We start from the raw sequence: 24,471 nt of genomic DNA, 5'->3' as shown, positions 1-24,471 counted from the left end.
AGGAGTGTTTTGCGACTTGTTTGGCAAGGTCACTGTTCTAGCGCCAGTGTGTTGACGGTCCCTGCCGGGGTCTTCTTTGCGAAGTGACACGTAATGTAACAAACACGACTTTTCGCACAAAGGAAAAGGGACCGCGCCCGCGGCTACGTGTGACGTTTACGCAACATGCGCTAAAATCCTGGTTTTGCAGCAGTTTTGCGAGTCGTGTTTGCCCTAATTACAAAAAATGGCGCTCGTCGACGGCCGTTTTCGCATGTCTGACCGGGAGAATAGGGATTGCTAATCGTCCCGTGCGACATTGCGCGAAACGATGACATCAACAACGAGGTGAGAACATGACGCTCGATGAAATCATTGGCGAGTTCGATCGCGGCCTGCGTTCCATGACCGGAGTAAGCCGCATGTCGCGGCCTGTGCCGCAATCGAACATGCCGGTTCTCGTGGAGGGCGGCATGATCGCTGACGCGCCGCAGCTCACTGACGAGGAGAAGGCTCATTCAGCCGGTCTGATGCGCGTGAACCATGTCGGCGAAGTCTGCGCGCAGGCGCTTTATCAGGCGCAGAAGCTCGCGACTCAATCACCGGGCCTGAAGGCGAGCTTCGAGCAGGCCGCCCGCGAAGAGGAGGATCACCTCGCATGGACGTCGCAGCGTCTCAAAGACCTCGACTCGCGCCCGAGCCTTCTGAATCCGCTGTGGTATGCGGGCGCGCTCGCCATCGGTTTCGTCGCGGGCCGTTTTGGCGACCGCGCGAGCCTAGGCTTCATGGCGGAAACTGAACGCCAGGTCGAGCAGCATCTCGACGGCCACATGAAAACGCTGCCTGCCACCGACTACGCTTCTCGCGCGATCGTTGAACAGATGCGCCAGGACGAAAGCGCGCACGCCGCCGCCGCCATCGGCGCGGGTGGATTGGAGATGCCGTTTCCTGTACGTCTCATGATGCGAGCGGCGGCGAAGGTGATGACGCGCACCGCCTACTACGTATAGGCGTCCAAGTGCCGCCGCCAGTTGTTTGTATGAACAATGGAATCCGTCGAGCGCCCGGAGCGCTCGCGGAAACCGTTACATTTCACGCGTCTGCGGCGCAGATGTTCATACTTTACGTTCGCTTCCCTCACTAGTTCTCTAATTTCAAACGATTTTCCCCTTCCTGTCGGCAATAAGTCCCTTCGCTAAGTCCTTGTTCTAGCGAGTAAAAGCTCCCCGAAAAAAAGCCACGCGTCTTGACCGAGGAAATGCGTTCCTCTAAAGTGGGAGACAGTGTGAGAAAGTGGTTGTTTGTGTGATTCAGCGACTACTTTTCGGCAGTTTCAAGGCATGCGCGGCGTCTCGGTGGGCATCGACAGTCAGGCAGCGACAAACGGGGAGAAGGGCGAGTGTTCCAAGGGGCGTCGGCGCTGACGCTCGATGCGAAAGGGCGGATGTCGGTTCCGTCCCGCTATCGGGAGGCGCTGCAAGGGCAGGCAGAAGGCCGGGTGACGCTCACGAAGAGCCCGGATGGATGCCTGTTGCTGTTTCCTCGCCCGGAGTGGGAAGTCTTTCGCGCCAAGGTTGCCGCGCTTCCCATGGAAGCCATGTGGTGGCGGCGCATTTTCCTCGGCAACGCAATGGATGTCGAACTCGATACTGCCGGGCGCGTGCTGGTCTCGCCCGAGCTTCGTGCTGCCGCTTCGCTGGAAAAAGAAGTGACGCTGCTCGGCATGGGCGCTCACTTCGAATTATGGGACTCGCAGACGTACGCGGCGAAGGAAGCCGCAGCCATGGCGCAGGGCATGCCCGACGCGCTAAAGAATTTCACTTTCTGACGCGGCGCTGAAAAACATGGCACCTGCGATGGGAAATGACTTGCAGCATCGCACGGTGCTGTTGAAGGAAGCGGTAGACGGACTGATCACGCGCGCCGACGGTATCTATATAGATGGCACCTTCGGGCGCGGCGGTCATAGCCGGGCGGTATTGCAGCGGCTGGGCGAGGCAGGGCGGCTGATCGCGTTCGACAAGGACCCGCTCGCCATCGCCACGGCGCAACAGATTCAGGATCCGCGCTTTTCGATCGTGCATGACAGCTTCGCCGCGTTGCGAAGCGCGGCGACCGAGCGCGGGATAGAACGGGTGTCGGGCGTGTTGCTGGACCTCGGGGTGTCGTCGCCGCAGGTGGACGATCCCGAGCGCGGTTTCAGTTTCCGCGCGGAAGGTCCGCTCGACATGAGGATGGACCCGACGCGCGGCGAGTCGGCGGCCGAGTGGCTCGCGCGGGCCACGGTGCAGGAAATGACGGAGGTGATCAGAGATTATGGGGAAGAACGGTTTGCTTTTCAGATTGCAAAGGCGCTTGTTGCTCGCCGGGCAGAGTCCGACCGTCTTGGGCCTCTCGTCAGCACGCGCGAGCTTGCCGAAATCGTGGGTCACGTCGTCAAGACCCGTGAAAAGGGCAAGGACCCGGCAACTCGCACCTTTCAAGCTATACGGATTCACATCAATCAAGAGCTTGCGGAGCTGCAAGTAGTTCTTGAATCGGCACTTTCGCTGTTGGAGCAAGGGGGGCGGCTGGTCGTGATCAGCTTTCATTCGCTCGAAGACCGGATCGTCAAGCGGTTCATGCAGGCGCAATCGAGCGCGCCGGCGGTGGACCGTCGCTTGCCGATCCGCGCGGTCGATCTGCCGAGTCCGCCTCTGCGGATCGTCGGCCGCGTGTTTCCGAGCGATGCCGAAGTCGCCGACAACCCGCGCGCCCGGTCCGCGGTCATGCGTATCGCGGAGCGCATCGCGCCATGAACCGCCTCAACATTTTTCTCCTGATCGTCGTGCTCGGGTGCGCGTTGTCGGTCGTCAGCGCCACGAACAAGCAGCGGCAGGTGTTCATCGAATTGCAGCGGGCGCAGTCGCAGGAGCGCCAGCTTCAGCAGGATTACGCGCAGTTCCAGTATCAGCAGAGCGCATTGTCGAAGACTTCGCGCATCGAGCAGTTGGCCACTAACTCACTGAAGATGCAGCCCGTGACAACCGGCCGCACGCAATACCTGACCTACGACCCGGCGACCGCGAAGGCCGCCGAAGCACCCATGCCGCCGCCGTTGCCTGCCTCGGCGCCGTCCGCACGCGGAGTCAAACGATGAAGAAATCCGCGAAGCAGAAGGACGTCGCCTACACGCCCAATCCGATTCTCGCCGTGCGCCTGCCCATGTGGCGCTCGAAGCTCGTCGTGTTCCTGTTGTTCATGGCGTTCGTCGCGCTGGCGGCGCGCGCCTTCTGGATTCAGGGCCCGGGCAACGCTTTCTTCAAGAAACAGGGCGAAAGCCGCTATCAGCGCACGCTGGAAATGCCCGCGACTCGCGGCCAGATTCGCGACCGAAACGGCCTCGTGCTCGCCACGAGCCTGCCGGTTAAGGCAATTTGGGCGATTCCTGAAGCCGTCCCGAACGATCTCGGCGCGGACAAGCTCGCCGAACTCGCGAAGCTGCTCGACATGACGCAGAAAGACCTGCGCGCGAAGCTGTCGATGGACAAGACGTTCGTCTACGTGAAGCGTCAAGTTCCGCTCGAGGTCGCGCAGAAAGTCGCGGCGCTCGACATTCCGGGCATCTATTCGCGCGGCGAATACAAGCGCTTCTATCCGGAAGGCGAAATCACCGCGCACCTGATCGGCTTTACTAATATTGAAGACAAGGGCCAGGAAGGCGTCGAACTCGGCGACCAGAGCGTGCTGGCCGGCACGCCGGGCATGCGTCGCGTCATCAAGGACCGGATGGGGCATATCGTCGAGGACGTCGACGAACAGGTCGTGCCGCATAACGGCCAGGACGTCGAGCTTTCGATCGACAGCAAGATTCAGTACATCGCGTACACGGACCTGAAAGCGGCCGTCGAAAAGACGAAGGCGAAGGCCGGCGCGGCGATGGTGATCGACGTGAAGACGGGCGAAGTGCTCGCGCTCGTCAACTATCCCACCTACAACCCGAACGACCGCTCGCGCATGACCGGCGAGCAGTTGCGCAACCGCATTCTGACGGACACTTTCGAGCCGGGCTCGATCATGAAGCCGTTCACCGTTTCGCTCGCGCTCGATCTGCATCGCGTGACGCCGAATACGCTCGTCGAAACGGGCGGCGGCGTGTTCGTGCTGGACGGCGCGCGCATCACGGACGACTCCGGTTTCGGCACGCTCACCGTCGGCGGCGTGATTCAGAAGTCGAGCAATATCGGTGCGACCAAAATTGCGATGCAATTGCGGCCCGAGGAAATGTGGAACATGTACACGAGCCTGGGTCTCGGTCAGGCGCCGAAAGTCGGTTTTCCCGGCGCAGTCACCGGACGCCTGCGGCCGTGGAAGAGCTGGCGGCGCATCGAGCAGGCGACCATGTCTTATGGCTACGGCTTGTCGGCGTCGCTGTTCCAGCTGGCTCGCGCGTACACCGCCATCGCGCATGACGGCATGATTCTGCCTGTCTCGATTTTCCGCACGCCGGGCGATCAGCCGCCGGCGGGTCAGCAGGTCTTCTCGCCGACCACCGCGCGCGAGGTTCGCGCCATGCTCGAGACGGTCGTGTCGAAAAACGGCACGTCGCCGGATGCGGCGGTGCCGGGCTATCGCGTCGGCGGCAAGAGCGGCACGGCATACAAGCACGCGGGCCGCGGCTACGATCATTCGAAGTACCGCGCGTCGTTCGTCGGCATGGCGCCGATGCCGAATCCGCGCATCGTGGTGGCCGTATCCGTCGACGAACCGACGGCGGGCAGCCACTTCGGCGGGCAGGTATCGGGGCCGGTGTTCTCGGGCATCGTCGGCGACACGCTGCGCGCGCTGAACGTGCCGCCGGACATGCCGGTCAAGCAAATGGTCGTGACGGACGAATCGAATTCCGCCACGCAAGCGTCCGCGCAGCCCGCGAACGCGAACGGTTCGAACAATGCGAACACGGCGAAGAAGGTGGCCGTGTCGAGCAACACGAAGACACATCCGGGAGTCGTGCGATGAGCGCGCCCCGTCAGAGCAAGATGCAGAAGGACGTTTCACATGCCGTTCAATGGCTGCGCGCCCATGCGCGGCCCGAGGCCCATTTGCACGCCGACACGCGCTCGCTCAAAAGCGGCGACGTGTTCCTGGCGTACGCCGTCGATGGCGCGGACAACCGGCCGTATCTGGACGCGGCGCTCGGCGCGGGCGCGGCTGCCGCGCTGTATCAGCCGGAGAACTTCGCGGGCAAGCCGGACGCGTCGAAGGCGTTGGCCGTGCCCGCGCTCAACGAACTGGCGGGTCCGATTGCGTCCGCGTGGTACGGCGAGCCGAGCGCGTCGATGCTCACCGTCGGCGTGACGGGCACCAACGGCAAGACATCGTGCAGCCAGTGGATCGCCACCGCGCTGACCGCGCTCGGTCGGCCGTGCGCGATCATCGGCACGCTCGGCATCGGCATGCCGGGCAAGCTCGCGTCGACGGGCTTCACCACGCCGGATGCGCCGCAGCTTCAGCGCAGCCTCGCGCAACTGAAGGCGCAAGGCGCGGAGGCTGTCGCGATGGAAGTCTCGTCGCATGCGCTGCATCAGGGGCGCGTGAACGGCACGGACTTCGACATCGCCATCTTCACGAATCTCACGCAGGATCATCTCGACTATCACGGCACGTTCGAGGCTTATGAAGCCGCGAAAGCGCGTCTTTTCGCGTGGCCGTCGCTGAAAACGGCCATCGTCAATCGCGATGATGCCGCCGGTCAGCGCCTCATCGAATCGCTGCGCGGCAAGGTTCGCACGATTGCGTACGCCGTCGATATGCCGGCCGATGCCGCGCCGAGCGCCGACGCCGTGCTGCTCGCGAGCCGCGTGCGCGCAACCGCCACGGGCACCGCGTTTCATCTTTCGTCGGACTGGGGCGAGGCCGAAGTCGAAGTGAACACGCTCGGCACGTTCAACGTGAGCAATCTGCTCGCGGTGCTCGGCGTGCTGCTGGAAGTCGGCGTTCCGTTCGATGCCGCGCTCGCGCGCATCTCGAAGCTCGAATCGGTCAACGGTCGCATGGAGCGTCTCGGCGGCCGGCTGCAAAACGATGAACCGCTCGTCGTGATCGACTACGCGCACACGCCCGACGCGCTCGAAAAAACGCTCGCTGCGCTGCGCCCGATCGCTGCCGCGCGCGGCGGCGAGCTCGTCTGCATGTTCGGCTGCGGCGGTGACCGCGACGCGACCAAGCGTCCGCTGATGGGCGAAATCGCCGAACGTCTCGCGGATCAGGTCGTCATCACGAGCGACAATCCGCGCAGCGAAGATCCGCTTGCCATCATCGACCAGATTGCCGCCGGCATGAAGGACGCCTCGAAAGCGCGGCGCATCGAGGATCGCGCGAGCGCCATCCTGCAGGCGCTGCGCTCGGCTGCGCGCGAAGATGTCGTACTGCTCGCCGGAAAAGGACACGAGGCCACGCAGGAAATCATGGGCAAAAAGCGCGCGTTCTCGGATCAGGATCACGCGCGCCTCGCGCTTGCCGCACGCGCCACGCAACAACGCGGAGGCGGCGAATGACGATGTTCACCTTGCGCGAAGCCGCCGCGCTGATTCCCGGCGCGGTCTTTCAGGGCGACGAAGCTATCGCCATCGAACGCGTCGTGACCGACAGCCGCGCCGTGCAGGCGGGCGATCTGTTCGTCGCGGTGAAGGGCGATCGCTTCGATGCGCATGACTTCCTCGATCAGGTGGCGAAGAGTGGCGCGGCCGCCGCGCTCGTCTCGCGCGATGTGCGCAATTCCGATGCCTGGCCGCTGCCAGTCATCAAGGTAAAGGACACGCGTGCGGCGCTCGGTGCGTTGGCGCACGGCTGGCGCAAGCGCTTCACCATGCCGCTCGTGGCCGTCACCGGCAGCAACGGCAAGACGACGGTCAAGGAAATGATCGCGTCGATCTTCGCGGCGGCAGTCGGCGAAGACGCGCGTCTGGCGACCGCGGGCAACTTCAACAACGACATCGGCCTGCCGCTCACGCTGTTTCGACTGGGCGCGGCGCATCGGCTAGCGGTGGTCGAGCTGGGCATGAATCACGCCGGCGAGACGGACGCGCTCGGCAAGATCGCTGCGCCGACTGTGGCCGTCGTGAACAACGCGCAGCGCGAGCATCAGGAGTTCATGGCGACGGTCGAAGCCGTCGCGCTCGAACATGCGTCCGTCATTCACGCGCTCGGCGAGACGGGCACGGCCGTGTTCCCCGCCGACGACCACTACGCGAGCATCTGGCGCGTGGCGGCCACCGGCAATCCAATCATGGATTTCGCGCTGACGGACGACGAATCGAACGCGGCGGTCACGGGCACGGTCGACGGCGCGACGGTTCATGTCCGCACGCCGCACGGCCGCGTCGACATCGCGCTTAACGTGCTCGGCGAACACAACGCGCGCAATGCGCTTGCGGCCACGGCCGCCGCGCTGGCCGCGGGCGTTTCGCTGGACGTCATCAAGCGCGGGCTCGAAGCGTTTCAGCCGGTGAAGGGCCGCTTGCAGGTGAAGCGCGCGGTGACGGGCGCGCTCGCGGGCGCGACCATCATCGACGACACGTACAACTCCAATCCCGATTCCATGCGCGCCGCCATCGACGTGCTCGCGGCGCAGGCCGCGCCGCGCGTGCTCGTGATGGGCGACATGGGCGAAGTCGGTGAAGAAGGGCCGGCGTTTCATCGCGAAGTCGGCGCGTATGCGGCCGAGCGCGGCATCGACGCGTTGTTCGCGCTCGGCGAAGCGAGCCGCGATTCGGTGAACGCATTCCGCGCGGCGGCGTCGAAGCAGACCGCCGTTCATTTCGACGACGTGGCCGCACTCATCGACGCTCTTCAGCAAGCCGGGTTCGGACCCGGCGCAACGTATCTCGCGAAAGGGTCGCGCTTCATGAAGATGGAGCGCGTGGTCGACGCCCTGACGAGCCCACAACAACCCGCGGCGGGCAATGCGCCCGCTGCACACTGACTCACAGAAAGAGAAGGACCAGCATGCTACTCGCACTCGCGCAATGGCTTCAGAATGACGCCAGCTTCATGCGCGTGTTCACCTATATTACGTTCCGCGCGGTGGGCGCCACCGCGACGGCGCTTTTGATCGGTCTCGTCTGCGGCCCGTGGGTCATCCGCAAGCTGACCGCGATGAAAGTCGGTCAGGCGGTGCGCAAAGACGGCCCGCAAACGCACCTCGTCAAGTCGGGCACGCCGACGATGGGCGGTGTGCTGATTCTCATGGGCATTGCGGTTTCGACGCTTCTCTGGGCCGATCTCACGAACCGCTTCGTGTGGATCGTGATGCTCGTCACGTTCGGCTATGGCGTGATCGGCTGGGTGGACGACTATCGCAAGGTCGTGCACAAGGATCCGCGCGGCATGTCGTCGCGCGAGAAGTATTTCTGGCAGTCGGTCATCGGCCTGTTCGCGGCCGTATATCTCGCGTTCAGCGTGTCCGAGGCCAGCAACACGCGCGTGTTCGATCTCTTCATGGCGTGGGTGCGCAGCGGCCTCTCGATGGGCCTGCCCGCGCGCGCCGACCTCATGCTGCCGTTCCTTAAGTCGATCACGTATCCGCTCGGCGTGTGGGGCTTCATCGCGATGACGTACTTCGTGATCGTCGGATCGAGCAATGCGGTGAATCTCACCGATGGCCTCGACGGTCTCGTCATCATGCCGGTCGTGCTGGTCGGCGCGTCGCTCGGGGCGTTCGCCTACGTGATGGGCAGCTCGGTGTATTCGAAGTACCTGCTTTTTCCGCACATTCCCGGCGCGGGCGAACTGCTGATCTTCTGTTCGGCCATGGGCGGCGCGGGCCTCGCGTTCCTCTGGTACAACACGCACCCCGCGCAAGTCTTCATGGGCGATGTCGGCGCGCTCGCGCTCGGCGGCGCGCTCGGCACCATCGCGGTAATCGTTCGTCAGGAAATCGTGCTGTTCATCATGGGCGGCATCTTCGTGGCGGAAACGCTCTCCGTCATGCTGCAAGTCTTCTGGTTCAAGTTCACGAAGCGCCGTTACGGCGAAGGCCGGCGCTTCTTCAAGATGGCGCCGCTCCATCACCACTACGAACTGTCCGGCTGGACGGAAACGCAAGTGGTGGTGCGCTTCTGGATCATCACGTTGATGTTGTGTCTCTTCGGCTTGTCGACGCTCAAGCTGCGTTGATCGTGCACGTCTGCGGTTTCTTCGGTTTCAGGAAAGGGTAAAGCGATGTTTGGCGAGAAGTTTTCCGGTCGGCAAAGTCCGATGGTGCTCGTGCTGGGGCTCGGTGAATCCGGCCTCGCGATGGCGCGCTGGTGCGCCAGGCACGGGTGCCGGCTGCGGATCGCCGATACGCGCGAGAACCCGCCGAATCTGTCGGAACTGGTGATTCACAACATCGACGCGGAGTTCGTCGGCGGCGCGTTCACGACCAGACTGCTCGATGGCGGCATCGAACTGCTTGCCATCAGTCCCGGCCTTTCGCCGCTCGCGCCGGACCTCGCGCCCCTGATCGCGGCGGCGAAGGAGCGCGGCATTCCGGTGTGGGGCGAACTCGAACTTTTCGCGCAGGCGCTCGCCGGTCTTGCCGTGAACGGCTACGAGCCGAAGGTGCTCGCGATCACCGGCACCAACGGCAAGACGACGACCACGGCGCTCACCGGTCTTCTGTGCGAACGCGCGGGCAAGCGCGTGGCGGTCGCGGGCAACATCAGCCCGGCGATGCTCGACAAGCTCGCCGAAGCGATCGATCAAACCGCGCTGCCGGACGTCTGGGTGCTCGAACTCTCCAGCTTCCAGCTCGAAACGTCGCACAGCTTCGCGCCGGATGCGGCTGCCGTGCTGAACATCACGCAGGATCACCTCGACTGGCACGGCGGCCTGGACGCCTACGCCGCCGCGAAGGGCCGCATCTTCGGTCCGCGCACGGTGCGCGTGCTGAATCGCGACGACGCCCGCACGATGGCGCTCGCTGCGAACATCGCGCAGGACCGCGTGGTGACGTTCGGGCTGGATGAGCCGTCTAAGGTCGGCGACTACGGTCTGTTGCGCGACAACGGCATCGCGTGGCTTGCGCAAGGCATCGACCGCGACGCTGCCGACGAACCCGCGCCGTCGCGCCGCCGCAAGCAGGACGTTGCCGCGCCGAACGTCGTTGCCAAACGACTGATGCCTGCCGACGCGCTGCGCATTCGTGGCCTGCACAACGCGGCCAACGCGCTTGCCGCGCTCGCGCTGGCCCGCGCCATCGACTTGCCGCTCGCCGCGCTCTTGCACGGCTTGCGCGAGTATCGCGGCGAACCGCATCGCGTGGAAGTGATCGCGCAGATCGACGGCGTCGATTACGTGGACGACAGCAAGGGCACGAACGTCGGCGCGACGGTCGCCGCGCTGGATGGCCTCGCGCAACGCGTCGTGCTGATCGCGGGCGGCGACGGCAAAGGTCAGGACTTCTCGCCGCTGGAAGCGCCGGTTGCGCGCTGGGCGCGTGCCGTGATGCTGATCGGCCGCGACGCGCCGCGCATTCGGGAGACGCTCGCAGCCACCGGCGTCGCGCTCGAAGATCACGCGACGCTCGAAGCCGCGACGCAGGCGGCATCGCGCATCGCCGAGCCAGGCGACGCCGTGTTGCTGTCGCCCGCGTGCGCGAGCCTCGACATGTTCAAGAACTACGCACACCGCGCCGACGTGTTTCGCAGCGCGGTCGAAGATATCGCCGCCGCGCGGGGAGTGATGCTATGAGCTGGTCGGACCGCTTCGGATCGAAAATCACCGGGCAGCGGAACGCGGTTCCGAACGATTCGCTCGCCGGGCGCTCGGGCGGCATTTCGAGCGCAGTCAACGGCGTGCGTCCCGCGCGCTCGCGCATGCTCGACTACGATCACTCGCTCTTGTGGGTGACGATCGCTTTGCTCGGGCTCGGCATCGTGATGGTGTATTCCGCGTCCATCGCCATGCCGGATTCGCCGAAGTACGCACAGTACCGCGACTATCACTTCCTCGTGCGGCACCTCATTTCCGTCGCGACGGCGCTGGTCGGCGCGGTGATTGCGTTCAAGATTCCGGTGAAGACCTGGGACAAGCTCGCGCCGAAGCTCTTTCTGGTCGCGCTCGTGATGCTCGTCATCGTGCTGATTCCGCACATCGGCAAGGGCGTGAACGGCGCGCGCCGCTGGATTCCGCTCGGCATCACGAACATGCAGCCGTCCGAAATCATGAAGCTCGCGGTGACCATCTACGCCGCGAACTACACGGTGCGCAAGCAAGAGTTCATGCACAGTTTCGGCAAGGGCTTCTTGCCGATGGCCGTGGCGGTCGGCGCGGTCGGCGCGCTGCTGCTGCTCGAACCGGACATGGGCGCGTTCATGGTGATCGCGGCCATTGCAATGGGCGTGCTGTTCCTCGGCGGCGTGAATGGCAAGCTCTTCGGCGGTCTGGTGCTTACTGCGGTCGGCACGTTCACCATGCTCGTGTGGCTCTCGCCGTGGCGTCGCGAGCGGATCTTCGCTTATCTCGATCCGTGGGACGACCGCTACGCGCAGGGCAAGGCGTATCAGCTGACGCACTCGCTGATCGCATTCGGGCGCGGCGAGTGGTTCGGCGTCGGTCTCGGCGGCAGTGTCGAGAAGCTCAACTATCTGCCGGAAGCGCATACGGACTTCATCCTCGCGGTGATCGGCGAGGAACTCGGTTTCGTCGGCGTCATCTGCGTGATTCTGCTGTTTTACTGGATCGTGCGCCGCGCGTTCGAGATCGGCCGTCAGGCACTGGCGCTTGATCGCACGTTCGCGGGGCTGATGGCGAAGGGCGTCGGCATCTGGTTCGGCGCGCAGACGTTCATCAACATGGGCGTGAACCTCGGTCTTCTGCCGACCAAGGGCCTCACGCTGCCGCTCGTCAGCTACGGCGGCTCGGGCATCTTGCTGAACTGCGTCGCGCTCGCGGTGCTGCTGCGCGTCGATTACGAAAATCGCGTGCTCATGCGCGGAGGCAAAGTATGAGCGCGCAATGCCCCACGCTGATGGTCATGGCGGGCGGCACCGGCGGCCACGTGTTTCCGGGGCTCGCGGTCGCGCACTGGATGCAGGCGCGCGGGTGGCGCGTCGTCTGGCTCGGCAACGCGAGCGGCATGGAAGCGACGCTCGTCCCCAAGCACGGCATCCCGATGGAATGCGTGCGCTTCGGCGGCGTGCGCGGCAAGGGCATCAAGACGAAGCTGATGCTGCCGGTGAATCTCATGCGCGCGTGCTCGCAAAGCCTGCGCGTGCTGCGCCAGGTGAAACCCGACGTCGTGCTCGGCATGGGCGGCTACATCACGTTTCCGGCGGGCATCATGACGAAGCTCGCGGGCTGCCCGCTCGTGCTGCACGAACAGAACTCCATCGCGGGTCTCGCGAACAAGGTGCTCGCGCATCTCGCGAAGCGCGTGCTCGTCGCGTTTCCCAATGCTCTGCCAAATGCCGAATGGACCGGCAATCCCATTCGAGCGGAACTTACGTCGACATTGCCGCCCAAAGAACGCTACGCGTCGCGCGCGGGCAAGCTGAACGTCCTCGTCGTCGGCGGGAGTCTGGGCGCGGCCGCGCTGAACGAAACGGTGCCGAAGGCGCTCGCGCTGCTGTCGCCGGAAGAACGGCCGCGCATCGTGCATCAGGCGGGCGCGAAGCATATCGAAGCATTGCAGGCGAACTACGCGACGGCCGGTCTTTCGCGCGGCGAAGACTTGCAGCTCGTGCCGTTCATCGAGGACATGGCGAGCGCGTACGCATCCGCCGATCTCGTGATTTGCCGCTCGGGTGCGATGACGGTGTCCGAGATCGCGGCGGTCGGCGTGGCCGCGCTCTTCGTGCCGTTCCCGTTTGCCGTCGACGATCACCAGACGACCAACGGCGCGTTCCTCGCGAAGAACGGCGCAGCGGAATTGATACAACAGCGCGATTTGTCGGCGGAAAAGCTCGCCGGCTGGTTGCGTGCGCAGACGCGCGACACGCTGGCGGAGATGGCCGCGCGCTCACGCGCCCTGGCGAAACCGGACGCGACCGAACGGGTCGCGACCGTCTGCGCCGACGTCGCCGGCGCGCGTCTTACGGGCCAAGCTCGGGAGGCACATTAAGTCATGAAACACATCGTCAAGCACATTCACTTCGTCGGCATCGGCGGAGCAGGGATGAGCGGCATCGCGGAAGTGCTGCTGAATCTCGGCTATCAGGTCAGCGGCTCGGACCTCTCAAAGAACGCCGTCACCGAGCGGCTGAAGGCACTCGGCGCGCGCGTCGAGATCGGACACAACGAGCAGAACATCGAAGGCGCGAACGCGGTCGTCGTATCGACGGCCGTGCGTCCCGACAATCCCGAAGTGCTGGCCGCGCGCCATCGGCGCGTGCCGATCGTGCCGCGCGCCGTGATGCTCGCCGAGCTCATGCGGCTGAAGCAGGGCATCGCCATTGCCGGCACGCACGGCAAGACCACGACGACATCGCTCGTCGCAAGCGTGCTGGCCGCGGGCGGGCTCGATCCGACGTTCGTGATCGGCGGGCGTCTCATCAGCGCGGGCGCGAACGCGCGGCTCGGCACCGGCGATTTCATCGTCGCCGAAGCGGATGAATCGGACGCGTCGTTCCTCAATCTTTTCCCGGTGATCGAAGTCATCACGAACATCGACGCCGATCACATGGACACCTACGGCCACGACTTCGCGCGGCTCAAGCAGGCGTTCATCGAATTCACGCACCGGCTGCCTTTCTACGGCATCGCGGTGCTGTGCGTCGACGACCCGAACGTGCGCGAGATCCTGCCGTTCGTCTCGAAGCCCATCATCCGCTACGGCATCGGCGCCGACGCGCAGGTGCGCGCGGTGAACGTCGAAGCGCGCGACGGCCGCATGCATTTCACGGCCATGCGCGAAGACGCGCCGCCGCTCGACATCGTGCTGAATCTGCCGGGCCTGCATAACGTGCAGAACGCGCTCGCCGCCATTGCGATTGCGACTGAACTCGAAGTGGCGGATGCCGATATCCAGAGGGCGCTCGCCGAATTCAACGGTGTCGGCCGGCGCTTCCAGCGTTACGGCGACGTGAAGACGAACGACAACGAAGGCGCGTACACGCTGATCGACGACTACGGGCATCACCCGGTGGAAATGGCCGCGACCATCGCGGCGGCGCGCGGCGCATTCCCGGACCGGCGTCTCGTGCTCGCGTTCCAGCCGCATCGCTACACGCGCACGCGCGACTGTTTCGAAGATTTCGTGAAGGTGCTCTCCACCGTGGACGCACTGGTTCTCACCGATGTTTATGCCGCAGGCGAAGCGCCGATCGTCGCCGCCGACGGCCGCGCGCTCGCACGCGCGATCCGCGTGGCGGGCAAGGTGGAGCCGGTATTCGTCGAAACGGTGGATGAAGTGCCCGACGCCGTGACGACGCTCGCGCGCAACGGCGACGTGGTGATCACGATGGGCGCGGGCTCCATCGGCGGTGTATGCGGACGGCTCGCGCAGAGCCAGCCGCAGTGAAGACAGCAACAAACGACGTCATGAGTAACACAGTGAACAACATCGATCCGAAGGTCTTCGGCAAAGTGGCGGTGCTTCTCGGCGGGAATTCCGCCGAGCGCGAAGTCTCGCTCAATTCGGGCCGCCTCGTGCTGGAAGGGCTGCGAGAGGCGGGCGTCGACGCGCATCCGTTCGATCCCGCCGAACGCCCGTTGTCGGATCTGAAGGCGGAAGGCTTCGAGCGCGCGTTCATCGCGCTGCACGGCGGCTATGGCGAGAACGGCCAGTTGCAGGGCGCGCTGGATTTCTACGGCATTCGCTATACCGGCAGCGGCGTGCTCGGCTCGGCGCTCGGCATGGACAAGCTGCGCACCAAGCTCGTGTGGCAGCAGACCGGCATTCCGACGCCGCCGTTCGAAACCGTCTATCGCGGCGACGATTACGCCGGGCGCGCGCAGGAAATCATCGCGAAGCTGGGGCTGCCGCTGTTCGTCAAGCCGGCGAGCGAAGGCTCGAGCGTCGCGGTCATCAAGGTGAAGAGCGCGCAACGGCTCGTGCCGGCGCTGGAAGAAGCCGCGAAGTTCGACAAGATCGTGATCGTCGAGCAGAGCATCGAGGGCGGCGGCGAGTACACGTGCTGCATCGCGGGCGATCTCGATTTGCCGGTCATCAAGATCGTGCCGGCGGGCGAGTTCTACGACTACCACGCGAAGTACGTCGCCGACGACACGAAGTATCTGATTCCCTGCGGTCTGACGGACGCCGAAGAAGCGCGCATGAAGCAACTGACGCAGCGCGCGTTCGACATGCTCGGCTGCACGGACTGGGGCCGCGCCGATTTCATGCTGGACGCCGACGGCCACCCGTACTTCCTCGAAGTGAACACCGCGCCGGGCATGACGGATCACTCGCTGCCGCCGAAAGCGGCGCGTGCGGTCGGCATCAGCTACAAGGATCTGGTTGTGAAGGTGCTGTCTCTCACCCTCAAGAACTGACGAAGCGCAACCATGTGGAACAACGTTCGCCAGATGAATCTCGCCGCCAGCGCGCTCAACGCCATGCTCGTGTTGATGCTGCTGTGCGCGGCGGGCGTCTACGCGATCCAGCGTCCCGAGTTTCGTCTGCGCGAGATTCAGATCGACGGCGATACGACGCACATCAATTCGCCGACGGTGCGGGCGAGCGTCGTGGGACACCTGAAGGGCAACTTCTTCACCGTCGATCTCGACACCGCGCGCACCGCGTTCGAACAGATGCCGTGGGTGCGCCGCGCGAGCGTGCGTCGCGTGTGGCCGAACGCGATCGCCGTGACGCTGGAGGAGTACAAGCCGCTCGGCACGTGGGGCAGCGATCAGTTGGTCAGCGTGGACGGCGAGCTCTTCACCGCGAACCAGGGCGAACTGGACGACGACCTGCCCGCGTTCGATGGTCCGGAGGGCACCGCGAAGGAAGTGGTCGCGCGGTATCACGACTTCCAGAAGTGGTTCGCGCCGCTCGACGCGCAGCCCGAGGAAGTCACGCTGTCGCCGCGTTTCGCGTGGACCGTGAAGCTCTCGAACGGCACGCAGATCGAACTGGGCCGCGAGCGCAATCAGGACACGCTGGATGACCGTTGCAAGCGCTTCGTCGCGTCGTGGGCAGCGGTCACGGGGCGGTGGGGCAAGGACATCGAATATGCGGATTTGCGTTATCCCAACGGCTTCGCGATACGCGCCGCCGGCATGCGCTTCATCAACGACACCGACAAGGCCAAGAAGTAAGCAGACATCACAGGCATGAGCACGCTATGAGCAAAGACTACAAAGACCTGCTGGTTTCCCTCGACATAGGTACGTCGAAGGTGGTCGCGATCGTCGCCGAATTGAAGGGCGAAGGCCACTACGAGGTGATCGGACTCGGTCAGAGCGACTCGAAGGGGTTGAAGAAAGGCGTCGTGGTCAACATCGAGGCAACGGTGCAATCCATTCAGCGCGCGCTTGAAGAAGCCGAGCTGATGGCCGATTGCAAGATCACGAACGTCTTCACCGGCATCGCGGGCAGCCACATTCGCAGCTTCAATTCGAGCGGCATGGTCGCGATCAAGGACAAGGAAGTCACGCAGACGGACGTCGCCCGCGTGATCGAAACGGCCAAGGCGATCAACATTCCGACCGATCAGCAGGTGCTTCACATCCTGACGCAGGAATTCATCATCGACGGTCAGGAAGACGTGCGCGAGCCGATCGGCATGAGCGGCATTCGCCTCGAAGTGAAGGTGCATATCGTCACGGGCGCGGTGAGCGCGGCGCAGAACATCGTGAAGTGCGTGCGCCGCTGCGGGCTCGAAGTGAACGACCTCATCTTGCAGCCGCTCGCGTCGTCGCTGGCGGTGCTGACCGAGGACGAGAAGGAACTGGGCGTCGTGCTCGTCGATATCGGCGGCGGCACCACCGACATCGCCATCTTCAGCGAAGGCGCGATCCGTCATACGGCGGTGATTCCGATTGCCGGCGATCAGATCACGAGCGACGTCGCGATGGCGCTGCGCACGCCGACGCCCGACGCGGAAGACATCAAGGTGACGTACGGCATCGCGAAGCAGGCGCTCGCGGACCCCGACGAGATGATCGAAGTGCCGGGTCTCGGCGAACGCGGTCCGCGCACGCTGTCGCGTCAGGCGCTGGCGGCGGTGGTCGAGCCGCGCGTCGAGGAGCTGTTCTCGCTCGTGCAGCAGGTCGTGCGCGAATCCGGCTACGAAGAGTTGCTGTCGAGCGGCGTCGTGCTGACCGGCGGCGCGGCGATGATGCCCGGCATGGTCGAACTCGGCGAGGACATCTTCCTGAAGCCGGTGCGCATCGGCGTGCCCGAGTACGCCGGCGGTCTCGCGGATGTCGTGCGCAATCCGCGCTATTCGACCGCCATGGGCCTGCTCGCGGAAGGACGCTCGCAGCGCATGCGCGGTCGCAAGGTCGCGGTGCAGAACGGATCGATGGGGCAAGTGCTCACACGAATGAAAGACTGGTTCCTCGGAAACTTCTGAAGCTTGCGTGGAACAGAGCAGTACGAAACAAACGTATTTAAGTAATGAATATAATTCGCGCCGGTACCGGCGGCTAGCGCGCGGCGAGAGGTTGCCCGATCTCTCACCGGATAACGCCGATCTTCATTCTTGACGGAGGCAACATGGATTTCGAAATGCTGGAAACGGAAACCAACGGAACGATCATCAAGGTGGTCGGAGTTGGTGGTGCGGGCGGCAATGCCGTTCAGCACATGATCAACCGGGGTGTGCAGGGCGTCGACTTCATCGTGATGAACACCGACGCACAGGCGCTCGCACGTTCGCGCGCGCCGCAGGTGTTGCAGTTGGGCATGACCGGTCTGGGCGCGGGCGCCAAGCCGGAGAAGGGCAAGGAAGCGGCTGAAGATGCGCGCGAGCGTATCGCCGATGCACTGCGCGGCGCGCACATGGTGTTCATCACCGCGGGCATGGGTGGCGGCACGGGCACGGGCGCGGCGCCGGTGGTCGCGCAGATTGCGAAGGAAATGGGCATTCTGACGGTCGGCGTCGTGAGCAAGCCGTTCGAATTCGAAGGCGGCCGCCGCATGCGCGTGGCGGAAGCCGGCTCGCAGCAACTGGAGGATCACGTCGATTCGCTGATCGTCGTGCTGAACGACAAGCTCTTCGAGGTGATGGGCGACGACGCCGAGATGGACAAGTGCTTCCAGTGCGCGGATGACGTGCTGAACAACGCTGTCGCGGGCATCGCGGAAATCATCAACGTCGACGGTCTCGTGAACGTCGACTTCGAAGACGTGAAGACCGTGATGGGCGAGCAGGGCAAGGCGATGATGGGCACGGCGACCGTCGCCGGCGTCGATCGCGCGCGTCTTGCTGCGGAACAAGCCGTGGCGAGCCCGCTGCTCGAAGGCGTCGATCTGTCGGGTGCGCGTGGCGTGCTGGTCAACATCACGTCGAGCCGTTCGCTGCGTCTGTCGGAAACGCGCGAAGTGATGAACACCATCAAGAGCTACGCCGCCGACGACGCAACCGTGATCTTCGGCGCGGTGTACGACGATGCAATGGGCGACGCCCTGCGCGTGACGGTGGTCGCAACGGGCCTCGGCCGCGCGGCGAAGAAGCAGCAGCAAGCGCCGATGACGCTCCTGCGCACGGGCACCGATAACCAGCCGGTCGCGCACGCGTCGCACAACACGTACGCGCCGCAGCATGGTCAGGCAACGGATTACGGTTCGCTGGACACGCCGGCTGTGTGGCGTTCGTCGCGCGAAACGGCGGCATCGCACGTGCAGGCATTGCAGGAGAAGGGCGTCGATACGTACGACATCCCGGCGTTCCTGCGCAAGCAAGCGGACTGAAGTCGCGCTGTGCTCGTTGCTCGCTAGCTAGCAAGAGCAATGCAGCCACCGCAGGCACGCGCCGAGCATGAGAAGGCGGCGCAGGTTTCGCGTGGGGCGACTGTCCAAGGCCGCGTCAGCATCAGACGCCAGGCCGTGGCCAGCCGACCTCCACGAATTTGCCGACGAGCAAATGAAACCTGAATCGTCGATCAAGCGCGAGGCGAGACTGCGGGACGATGCAATCGCAAGGTGTTTCGAGCACTGACGAGGGAAGGACCGAGCATGATCGAAGTGGGTGAAACGTTGCCTGATGCGCGTCTCTTCGAGTTCATCGAAGTGGCGAGCGAGGGCTGTGCCGTGGGACCGAACGGGTTCGCGGTGCGCGAGCGGACCGCCGGCAAGCGCGTGGTGATCTTCGGATTGCCGGGCGCGTTCACGCCGACGTGTTCCGCCAGACACGTGCCGGGTTATGTCGAGGCGGCGGATGAGTTTCGGGCCGCCGGCATCGACGAAATCTGGTGCGTTTCCGTCAACGACGCGTTCGTCATGAACGCGTGGGGACGCGATCTCCAAGCCGCGGGCAAGGTGAGGATGATGGCGGACGGCAGTGCGCGTTTCACTCAGGCACTCGGACTGGATCAGGATTTATCCGAGCGTGGCATGGGAATCCGTTCCCAGCGTTACGCGATGGTGGTCGACAACGGCGTGGTCAAGACGCTCGCTGTCGAAGCGCCCGGAAAGTTCGAAGTCAGCGACGCTCGCAGCATTCTGGCGACGTTGCGCTGATCGCAGCGGCGTCGCGTTGTCTTTGTACAACGCGTAAAGACGCCCTCGCATTCGGCGACAACTTGGGGCCGATGACCGGAAATGCCTCCATTCCGGCCATCGGCCCGTTCTACTTGACTGGCCCTGCGTCGCGGCGTAACACAGGGAAACAGTTGATACCTCTTCGTTTGGGACGACTTACTCCGAATGGAGTATACTTCGATCTATTAGAATTCAATGAACGATTAATTCTCTTTATTGGGAATTGCTATCGGAAAAAAATCATGTTGAAGCAGCGAACAATCAAGACCGTCGTCAAAACCGTGGGAATCGGGCTTCATTCCGGCCGCAAGGTCGATCTGACGCTGCGCCCGGCACCGGTTGGAACCGGCATCGTGTTTTCTCGGATCGACCTGCCGCAGCCGGTCGACATTCCCGCGTCCGCCATGGCGATCGGCGATACGCGGCTCGCGTCCGTGCTGCAAAAGGACGGCGCGCGCGTGTCGACTATCGAGCACCTGATGTCGGCGTGCGCGGGACTGGGCATCGACAATCTGTACGTCGATGTCACTGCCGAGGAAATCCCGATCATGGACGGCAGCGCGTCTTCGTTCGTGTTTCTCATTCAGTCGGCGGGTATCGAAGAGCAGAACGCGCCGAAGAAATTCATCAAGGTGAAGAAGCCCGTCGAAGTGCGCGATGGCGATAAATTCGCGCGTCTCGAACCGTATTTCGGCTTCAAACTGAGCTTTACCATCGATTTCCGCCATCCGGCAGTCGACAAGACCGGGCAGGCGCTGGAAGTCGATTTCGCGACGACGTCGTATGTGCGCGAAATTGCTCGCGCTCGCACGTTCGGCTTTGCGCATGAAGTGGAAATGATGCGCGAGTTGGGTCTGGCGCGCGGCGGCAGCATGGACAACGCCATCGTGCTCGACGAGTACCGCATCTTGAACAACGACGGCCTGCGCTACGACGACGAGTTCGTGAAGCACAAGATGCTCGACGCCATCGGCGATCTGTACGTGGTGGGTCATCCGCTGCTCGCGTCTTACACCGCGTACAAGGGCGGTCACGCGATGAACAACATGCTGCTGCGCGAACTGCTGGCGAACGAAGAGGCGTTCGAAATCGTCACGTTCGAGGACACGCAGAAAGCGCCGCGCGGTTTCGCATTCGATACGCAGACGGCGTTTGCCTGATCATCGGCAAAAAGCAGGACGAAAGGTGAGCGGCAGCGAAAGCGCCGCTCATTTTTTTTGCCCGCGCCCCTGGTGACGCGCCGCCATGCGCGCGAGCGCTTCCTGTAGCGGCGAAGGCGCGAGCGTCTCGGCGAGGTCGTGCAGCGCGGACGCGCCCGCTGCGGACATGCGCGCCTGCTTCGGTGGCGGCGCTTCCTTCATCGACTGGGGACGCACGCGGATCTTGAGCGAATCCACCGCCCAGCCGCGCTGCTGGAGATCCGACAGAAGCCGCGGCTCGATATGCCGCAAGCGCGCGGCGAGCGCATTGTGCGCGGCGAAAAGCGCCAGCACGCCGTCCTTAATAAAGCCGGGCTCGACATTCGCCGCCAGATAGTCGGGCAGCAGCGCGGTCAGATCGCGCTGGAGCGCCGCCACTTGCTCGACGCCCGCGCGCAGCGCGCGGAACGCGTCGGTGCGATCCAGCACGTCGGCCAGGGCTTGCGGTCGGCGCGGATCGAACCGCCCCGGCGCAGACCTTGAATTTGTAGAAAAGCGGCTCATTTTTTAATCAGCGGACGCGTGATGCGACCGCTCGATTGTACCGCGAGCCTGCCTTCCACTTAGCGTGGACGCCCGCCGCGAAAGCCCGCGCGGCCAAGCTTTCAACGCGTTGACTGTCGCGTGGCGCAAACGCCCGAGCGCCCACGCTGACGCAAGATGTGCTTGACTCGCGTGCTAAAATTCCCGATTCGAATTTCACCCAATGGACTTAAGTCGCCGAGGTTTTCCGAGCCCGGACGCAGCATCGCGCTGCCGCCCATCCGAAGCCGCGACGCAGACACTGATCCAATGACGACCGGTTTCCTTCAGAAGATTTTTGGCAGCCGCAATCAGCGGCTGGTCAAGCAGTACCAAAAGACCGTTGTGGCGATCAATGCCCTCGAGCCGACCGTCGAGAAGTATACGGACGATCAGTTGCGCGCGAAGACGGACGAGTTCCGCAAGCGCGTCGCGGGCGGCGAGTCGCTGGACGTGATTCTTCCGGAGGCGTTCGCCGTCTGCCGCGAAGCGAGCCGGCGCGTGCTGAAAATGCGCCACTTCGACGTCCAGCTGATCGGCGGCATGGTTCTGCACTACGGCAAGATCGCGGAAATGCGCACGGGCGAGGGCAAGACGCTCGTCGCCACGCTCGCCGCGTATCTGAACGCGCTGTCGGGCCGCGGCGTGCATGTGGTGACGGTGAACGACTACCTCGCCCAGCGTGACGCCGAGTGGATGGCGCGCCTCTACAACTTTCTCGGGCTGTCGTGCGGCGTGAATCTGTCGCAGATGGAGCACTCGCAGAAACAGCAGGCGTACGCGGCGGACATCACCTACGGCACGAACAACGAGTTTGGCTTCGACTATCTGCGCGACAACATGGTCTACGAGACCGACGCGCGCGTGCAGCGGCCGCTCAACTTCGCCATCGTCGACGAAGTGGACTCCATCCTGATCGACGAAGCGCGTACACCGCTCATCATTTCCGGTCAGGCTGAAGATCACACCGATCTCTACGTGCGCATGAACGCGCTGCCGCCGCTGCTCGAACAGCAGATCGGCGAGGAAAAGGCGGACGGCACGGGCGTCGAAAAGCCGGGCGACTACACGCTCGACGAGAAAGCGCGTCAGGTTTTCCTCACCGAGTCGGGCCACGAGAAAGCCGAGCGCCTGCTCGCCGAGTGGGGCCTGATCGGCGAAGGCGAGAGCCTGTACGCGCCGCAGAACATCACGCTGATGCACCACATCTATGCCGCCCTGCGCGCGCATACGCTTTTCCATCGCGATCAGCATTACGTGGTGCAGAACGGCGAAGTCGTGATCGTCGACGAATTCACCGGCCGAATGATGACGGGCCGCCGCTGGTCGGACGGCCTGCATCAGGCAGTCGAGGCGAAAGAACACGTGCAGATTCAGGCCGAGAACCAGACGCTCGCCTCCATCACGCTGCAAAACTACTTCCGCATGTACGCGAAGCTGTCCGGCATGACCGGCACGGCGGATACCGAAGCGTACGAGTTCCAGGAAATTTACGGCCTGGAGACGGTCGTCATTCCGACGAACCGTCCGCCGAAGCGCGTCGACAAGCAGGACCAGATCTACAAGACATCGAAGGAACGTTACGACGCCGTCATCCGCGACATTCGCGATTGCGTCGAACGGGGCCAGCCGACGCTCGTCGGCACGACGTCGATCGAAGCGTCCGAACTGCTGTCCGGCATGCTGATGCAGGCCGGCATCAAGCACGAAGTGCTCAACGCGAAGCAGCACGCGCGCGAAGCGGCAATCGTCGCGGAAGCGGGGCGGCCGGGCGTCGTCACCATCGCGACCAACATGGCGGGTCGCGGCACGGACATCGTGCTCGGCGGCAATGTAGAGAAACAGGCGTCGTTCATCGAAGCCGATCTCTCCATTCCCGAGAACGAGAAAGCCGCGCGCATCCAGAAGCTGCATGACGAATGGCAGGCGCTGCACGACCACGTGAAGGCGGCGGGCGGGCTGCATATCATCGGCACCGAGCGTCACGAATCGCGCCGTATCGACAACCAGTTGCGCGGCCGCGCGGGCCGTCAGGGCGATCCGGGCTCGTCGCGCTTCTATCTGTCGCTGGATGATCCGCTTCTGCGCATCTTCGCGGGCGACCGCGTGCGCGCCATCATGGATCGCCTGAAGATGCCGGAAGGCGAGCCGATCGAAGCGGGCATGGTCACGCGGTCCATCGAAGGCGCGCAGCGCAAGGTGGAAGCGCGCAACTTCGACATTCGCAAGCAACTGCTCGAATACGACGACGTCGCGAACGATCAGCGCAAGGTGATCTACCAGCAGCGCAACGAACTGCTCGAAGCGAACGACGTGCAGGAAACGATCGCGGCCATGCGTCATAGCGTGATCACCGACCTCGTGCGCACGTTCGTTCCGGCGGGCAGCATCGAGGAGCAGTGGGACGCGCCCGAGTTGGAGGAAGTGCTGCGCAACGAGTGGTCGCTCGATCTCGCCATTCAGGAGATGATCAACGAGTCGAATTCGATCGACGCCGAGGAAATCTGCGAAGCCGTTCTCGCCGCCGCCGACGAGGCGTACGAGGCGAAGGTCGCGCTCGTGGGCCGCGAATCGTTCAGCGCGTTCGAGCGTTCGATCATGCTTCAGACGCTCGACAGCCGCTGGCGCGAGCATCTGGCGGCGCTGGATCATCTGCGTCAGGGCATCCATCTGCGCGGCTATGCGCAGAAGAACCCGAAGCAGGAATACAAGCGCGAGGCGTTCGAACTGTTCGCCGCCATGCTGGACGCGGTGAAGCAGGAAGTCACGCGCATCGTGATGAACGTGCAGATCCAGTCGCCGGAGCAACTGGAAGAAGCCGCCGAGCAGTACGAAGAAAAGGGCAGCCACGTCGAGAACGTGTCGTTCACGCATGCGGACTACAACGCGGCGGCCGCGCCCGCTGCGCCCGCAGCCGCGGCAGCCACGGCCACCGCGCAGATGATCAGCCAGGCAATGGCTGGCGGCGACGACATCAGCGTGGCCACGCGCCCGGCCGACGACGTGCCGAAGGTCGGCCGCAACGACCCGTGCCCGTGCGGCAGCGGCAAGAAGTACAAGAACTGTCACGGCAAACTCGTATAACGAACTGTCCGTCCGACAAATCTGGCAAGCGACGCAGCAATGCGTCGTTTGTTTTTGCGGGTTCGAGCACGCCTTGTG

Annotated in this window: 20 protein-coding genes; 19 read left to right on the top strand and 1 reads right to left on the bottom strand. The window is 64.0% G+C overall.

Going from position 1 to position 24,471, the window contains the following annotated elements; translation table 11 throughout:
* Window positions 1–335 precede the first annotated feature (335 nt).
* From coq7 to lpxC, 18 genes are all read left to right on the top strand, one after another.
* Window positions 336–989, top strand: a complete 654-nt coding sequence (gene coq7, locus LDZ24_RS11625) for a 2-polyprenyl-3-methyl-6-methoxy-1,4-benzoquinone monooxygenase (RefSeq protein ID WP_248320548.1) — start codon at window positions 336–338, stop codon at window positions 987–989.
* 389 nt (window positions 990–1,378) lie between these two features.
* Window positions 1,379–1,807, top strand: a complete 429-nt coding sequence (gene mraZ, locus LDZ24_RS11620) for a division/cell wall cluster transcriptional repressor MraZ (protein WP_035966891.1) — start codon at window positions 1,379–1,381, stop codon at window positions 1,805–1,807.
* A gap of 16 nt (window positions 1,808–1,823) precedes the next feature.
* Window positions 1,824–2,777, top strand: coding sequence for a 16S rRNA (cytosine(1402)-N(4))-methyltransferase RsmH (gene rsmH / locus LDZ24_RS11615; RefSeq protein ID WP_244847293.1), 954 nt, complete (start codon window positions 1,824–1,826; stop codon window positions 2,775–2,777).
* A complete protein-coding gene (gene ftsL / locus LDZ24_RS11610) occupies window positions 2,774–3,118 on the top strand; it encodes a cell division protein FtsL (protein WP_175945199.1) in 345 nt (114 codons plus the stop codon). The genes rsmH and ftsL overlap by 4 nt, the downstream gene beginning before the upstream one ends.
* Window positions 3,115–4,977, top strand: a complete 1,863-nt coding sequence (locus LDZ24_RS11605) for a penicillin-binding protein 2 (protein ID WP_248320547.1) — start codon at window positions 3,115–3,117, stop codon at window positions 4,975–4,977. Before ftsL ends, LDZ24_RS11605 begins: the two co-directional genes overlap by 4 nt.
* Window positions 4,974–6,515 carry a UDP-N-acetylmuramoyl-L-alanyl-D-glutamate--2,6-diaminopimelate ligase gene (locus LDZ24_RS11600; protein ID WP_248320546.1) on the top strand — a complete coding sequence of 514 codons (1,542 nt, stop codon included), beginning with the start codon at window positions 4,974–4,976 and terminating at the stop codon, window positions 6,513–6,515. The genes LDZ24_RS11605 and LDZ24_RS11600 overlap by 4 nt, the downstream gene beginning before the upstream one ends.
* Window positions 6,512–7,942: a UDP-N-acetylmuramoyl-tripeptide--D-alanyl-D-alanine ligase gene (gene murF / locus LDZ24_RS11595; RefSeq protein WP_248320545.1), complete on the top strand. Its 1,431-nt coding sequence runs from the start codon at window positions 6,512–6,514 to the stop codon at window positions 7,940–7,942. Before LDZ24_RS11600 ends, murF begins: the two co-directional genes overlap by 4 nt.
* 23 nt (window positions 7,943–7,965) lie before the next feature.
* Window positions 7,966–9,135: a phospho-N-acetylmuramoyl-pentapeptide-transferase gene (gene mraY, locus LDZ24_RS11590; protein WP_159837037.1), complete on the top strand. Its 1,170-nt coding sequence runs from the start codon at window positions 7,966–7,968 to the stop codon at window positions 9,133–9,135.
* A gap of 45 nt (window positions 9,136–9,180) precedes the next feature.
* Window positions 9,181–10,692 carry a UDP-N-acetylmuramoyl-L-alanine--D-glutamate ligase gene (gene murD / locus LDZ24_RS11585; protein ID WP_248320544.1) on the top strand — a complete coding sequence of 504 codons (1,512 nt, stop codon included), beginning with the start codon at window positions 9,181–9,183 and terminating at the stop codon, window positions 10,690–10,692.
* Window positions 10,689–11,951 (top strand): putative lipid II flippase FtsW, encoded by a 1,263-nt coding sequence (gene ftsW / locus LDZ24_RS11580; protein WP_248320543.1) that lies wholly within the window; start codon window positions 10,689–10,691, stop codon window positions 11,949–11,951. Before murD ends, ftsW begins: the two co-directional genes overlap by 4 nt.
* Window positions 11,948–13,063 carry an undecaprenyldiphospho-muramoylpentapeptide beta-N-acetylglucosaminyltransferase gene (gene murG / locus LDZ24_RS11575; protein WP_248320542.1) on the top strand — a complete coding sequence of 372 codons (1,116 nt, stop codon included), beginning with the start codon at window positions 11,948–11,950 and terminating at the stop codon, window positions 13,061–13,063. Before ftsW ends, murG begins: the two co-directional genes overlap by 4 nt.
* Window positions 13,064–13,066: 3 nt before the next feature.
* On the top strand, window positions 13,067–14,461 hold the full coding sequence (gene murC / locus LDZ24_RS11570) for a UDP-N-acetylmuramate--L-alanine ligase (protein WP_248320541.1): 1,395 nt from the start codon (window positions 13,067–13,069) through the stop codon (window positions 14,459–14,461).
* Window positions 14,462–14,493: 32 nt separating this feature from the next.
* Complete coding sequence (locus tag LDZ24_RS11565) at window positions 14,494–15,435, top strand: D-alanine--D-alanine ligase (RefSeq protein WP_248322346.1); 942 nt, start codon at window positions 14,494–14,496, stop codon at window positions 15,433–15,435.
* Between the two features lie 12 nt (window positions 15,436–15,447).
* The gene (locus LDZ24_RS11560; protein ID WP_244847283.1) at window positions 15,448–16,200 is read left to right on the top strand and encodes a cell division protein FtsQ/DivIB; all 753 of its coding nucleotides are present in this window, start codon (window positions 15,448–15,450) and stop codon (window positions 16,198–16,200) included.
* A gap of 26 nt (window positions 16,201–16,226) precedes the next feature.
* Entirely contained in the window at window positions 16,227–17,459 is a 1,233-nt protein-coding gene (ftsA, locus tag LDZ24_RS11555) for a cell division protein FtsA (RefSeq protein ID WP_159837031.1), read from the top strand.
* Window positions 17,460–17,602: 143 nt separating this feature from the next.
* Window positions 17,603–18,799 (top strand): cell division protein FtsZ, encoded by a 1,197-nt coding sequence (gene ftsZ / locus LDZ24_RS11550; RefSeq protein WP_175945177.1) that lies wholly within the window; start codon window positions 17,603–17,605, stop codon window positions 18,797–18,799.
* A gap of 264 nt (window positions 18,800–19,063) precedes the next feature.
* A complete protein-coding gene (locus tag LDZ24_RS11545; protein ID WP_206467070.1) occupies window positions 19,064–19,567 on the top strand; it encodes a peroxiredoxin in 504 nt (167 codons plus the stop codon).
* Window positions 19,568–19,830: 263 nt separating this feature from the next.
* A complete protein-coding gene (lpxC, locus tag LDZ24_RS11540) occupies window positions 19,831–20,748 on the top strand; it encodes a UDP-3-O-acyl-N-acetylglucosamine deacetylase (protein ID WP_175945173.1) in 918 nt (305 codons plus the stop codon).
* 48 nt (window positions 20,749–20,796) lie between these two features.
* Here lpxC and LDZ24_RS11535 read toward each other — a convergent pair whose 3' ends face one another.
* Entirely contained in the window at window positions 20,797–21,291 is a 495-nt protein-coding gene (locus tag LDZ24_RS11535; RefSeq protein WP_248320540.1) for a DUF721 domain-containing protein, read from the bottom strand.
* A 288-nt stretch (window positions 21,292–21,579) separates the two neighbouring features.
* On the opposite strand from LDZ24_RS11535, the gene secA reads away from it, so the two are divergent.
* Window positions 21,580–24,393 carry a preprotein translocase subunit SecA gene (secA, locus tag LDZ24_RS11530; protein WP_175945169.1) on the top strand — a complete coding sequence of 938 codons (2,814 nt, stop codon included), beginning with the start codon at window positions 21,580–21,582 and terminating at the stop codon, window positions 24,391–24,393.
* The last annotated feature ends 78 nt before the right edge of the window (window positions 24,394–24,471 follow it).

Origin of the sequence: Caballeronia sp. Sq4a, from assembly GCF_023170545.1 — a bacterium.
Classification (GTDB): Bacteria; Pseudomonadota; Gammaproteobacteria; order Burkholderiales; family Burkholderiaceae; genus Caballeronia.
The sequence above is the reverse complement of the archived record's forward strand: the minus strand, read 5'-3'. Positions and strand labels throughout refer to the sequence as shown.

Coding starts and splice junctions, on each gene's coding strand:
- ftsW (WP_248320543.1), top strand. CDS start 10,689: ATGAGCTGGTCGGACCGCTTCGGATCGAAAATCACCGGGCAGCGGAAC.
- ftsZ (WP_175945177.1), top strand. CDS start 17,603: ATGGATTTCGAAATGCTGGAAACGGAAACCAACGGAACGATCATCAAG.
- ftsL (WP_175945199.1), top strand. CDS start 2,774: ATGAACCGCCTCAACATTTTTCTCCTGATCGTCGTGCTCGGGTGCGCG.
- secA (WP_175945169.1), top strand. CDS start 21,580: ATGACGACCGGTTTCCTTCAGAAGATTTTTGGCAGCCGCAATCAGCGG.
- LDZ24_RS11560 (WP_244847283.1), top strand. CDS start 15,448: ATGTGGAACAACGTTCGCCAGATGAATCTCGCCGCCAGCGCGCTCAAC.
- LDZ24_RS11545 (WP_206467070.1), top strand. CDS start 19,064: ATGATCGAAGTGGGTGAAACGTTGCCTGATGCGCGTCTCTTCGAGTTC.
- coq7 (WP_248320548.1), top strand. CDS start 336: ATGACGCTCGATGAAATCATTGGCGAGTTCGATCGCGGCCTGCGTTCC.
- murC (WP_248320541.1), top strand. CDS start 13,067: ATGAAACACATCGTCAAGCACATTCACTTCGTCGGCATCGGCGGAGCA.
- rsmH (WP_244847293.1), top strand. CDS start 1,824: ATGGCACCTGCGATGGGAAATGACTTGCAGCATCGCACGGTGCTGTTG.
- lpxC (WP_175945173.1), top strand. CDS start 19,831: ATGTTGAAGCAGCGAACAATCAAGACCGTCGTCAAAACCGTGGGAATC.
- murG (WP_248320542.1), top strand. CDS start 11,948: ATGAGCGCGCAATGCCCCACGCTGATGGTCATGGCGGGCGGCACCGGC.
- LDZ24_RS11535 (WP_248320540.1), bottom strand. CDS start 21,291: ATGAGCCGCTTTTCTACAAATTCAAGGTCTGCGCCGGGGCGGTTCGAT.
- murF (WP_248320545.1), top strand. CDS start 6,512: ATGACGATGTTCACCTTGCGCGAAGCCGCCGCGCTGATTCCCGGCGCG.
- murD (WP_248320544.1), top strand. CDS start 9,181: ATGTTTGGCGAGAAGTTTTCCGGTCGGCAAAGTCCGATGGTGCTCGTG.
- LDZ24_RS11605 (WP_248320547.1), top strand. CDS start 3,115: ATGAAGAAATCCGCGAAGCAGAAGGACGTCGCCTACACGCCCAATCCG.
- LDZ24_RS11600 (WP_248320546.1), top strand. CDS start 4,974: ATGAGCGCGCCCCGTCAGAGCAAGATGCAGAAGGACGTTTCACATGCC.
- mraY (WP_159837037.1), top strand. CDS start 7,966: ATGCTACTCGCACTCGCGCAATGGCTTCAGAATGACGCCAGCTTCATG.
- ftsA (WP_159837031.1), top strand. CDS start 16,227: ATGAGCAAAGACTACAAAGACCTGCTGGTTTCCCTCGACATAGGTACG.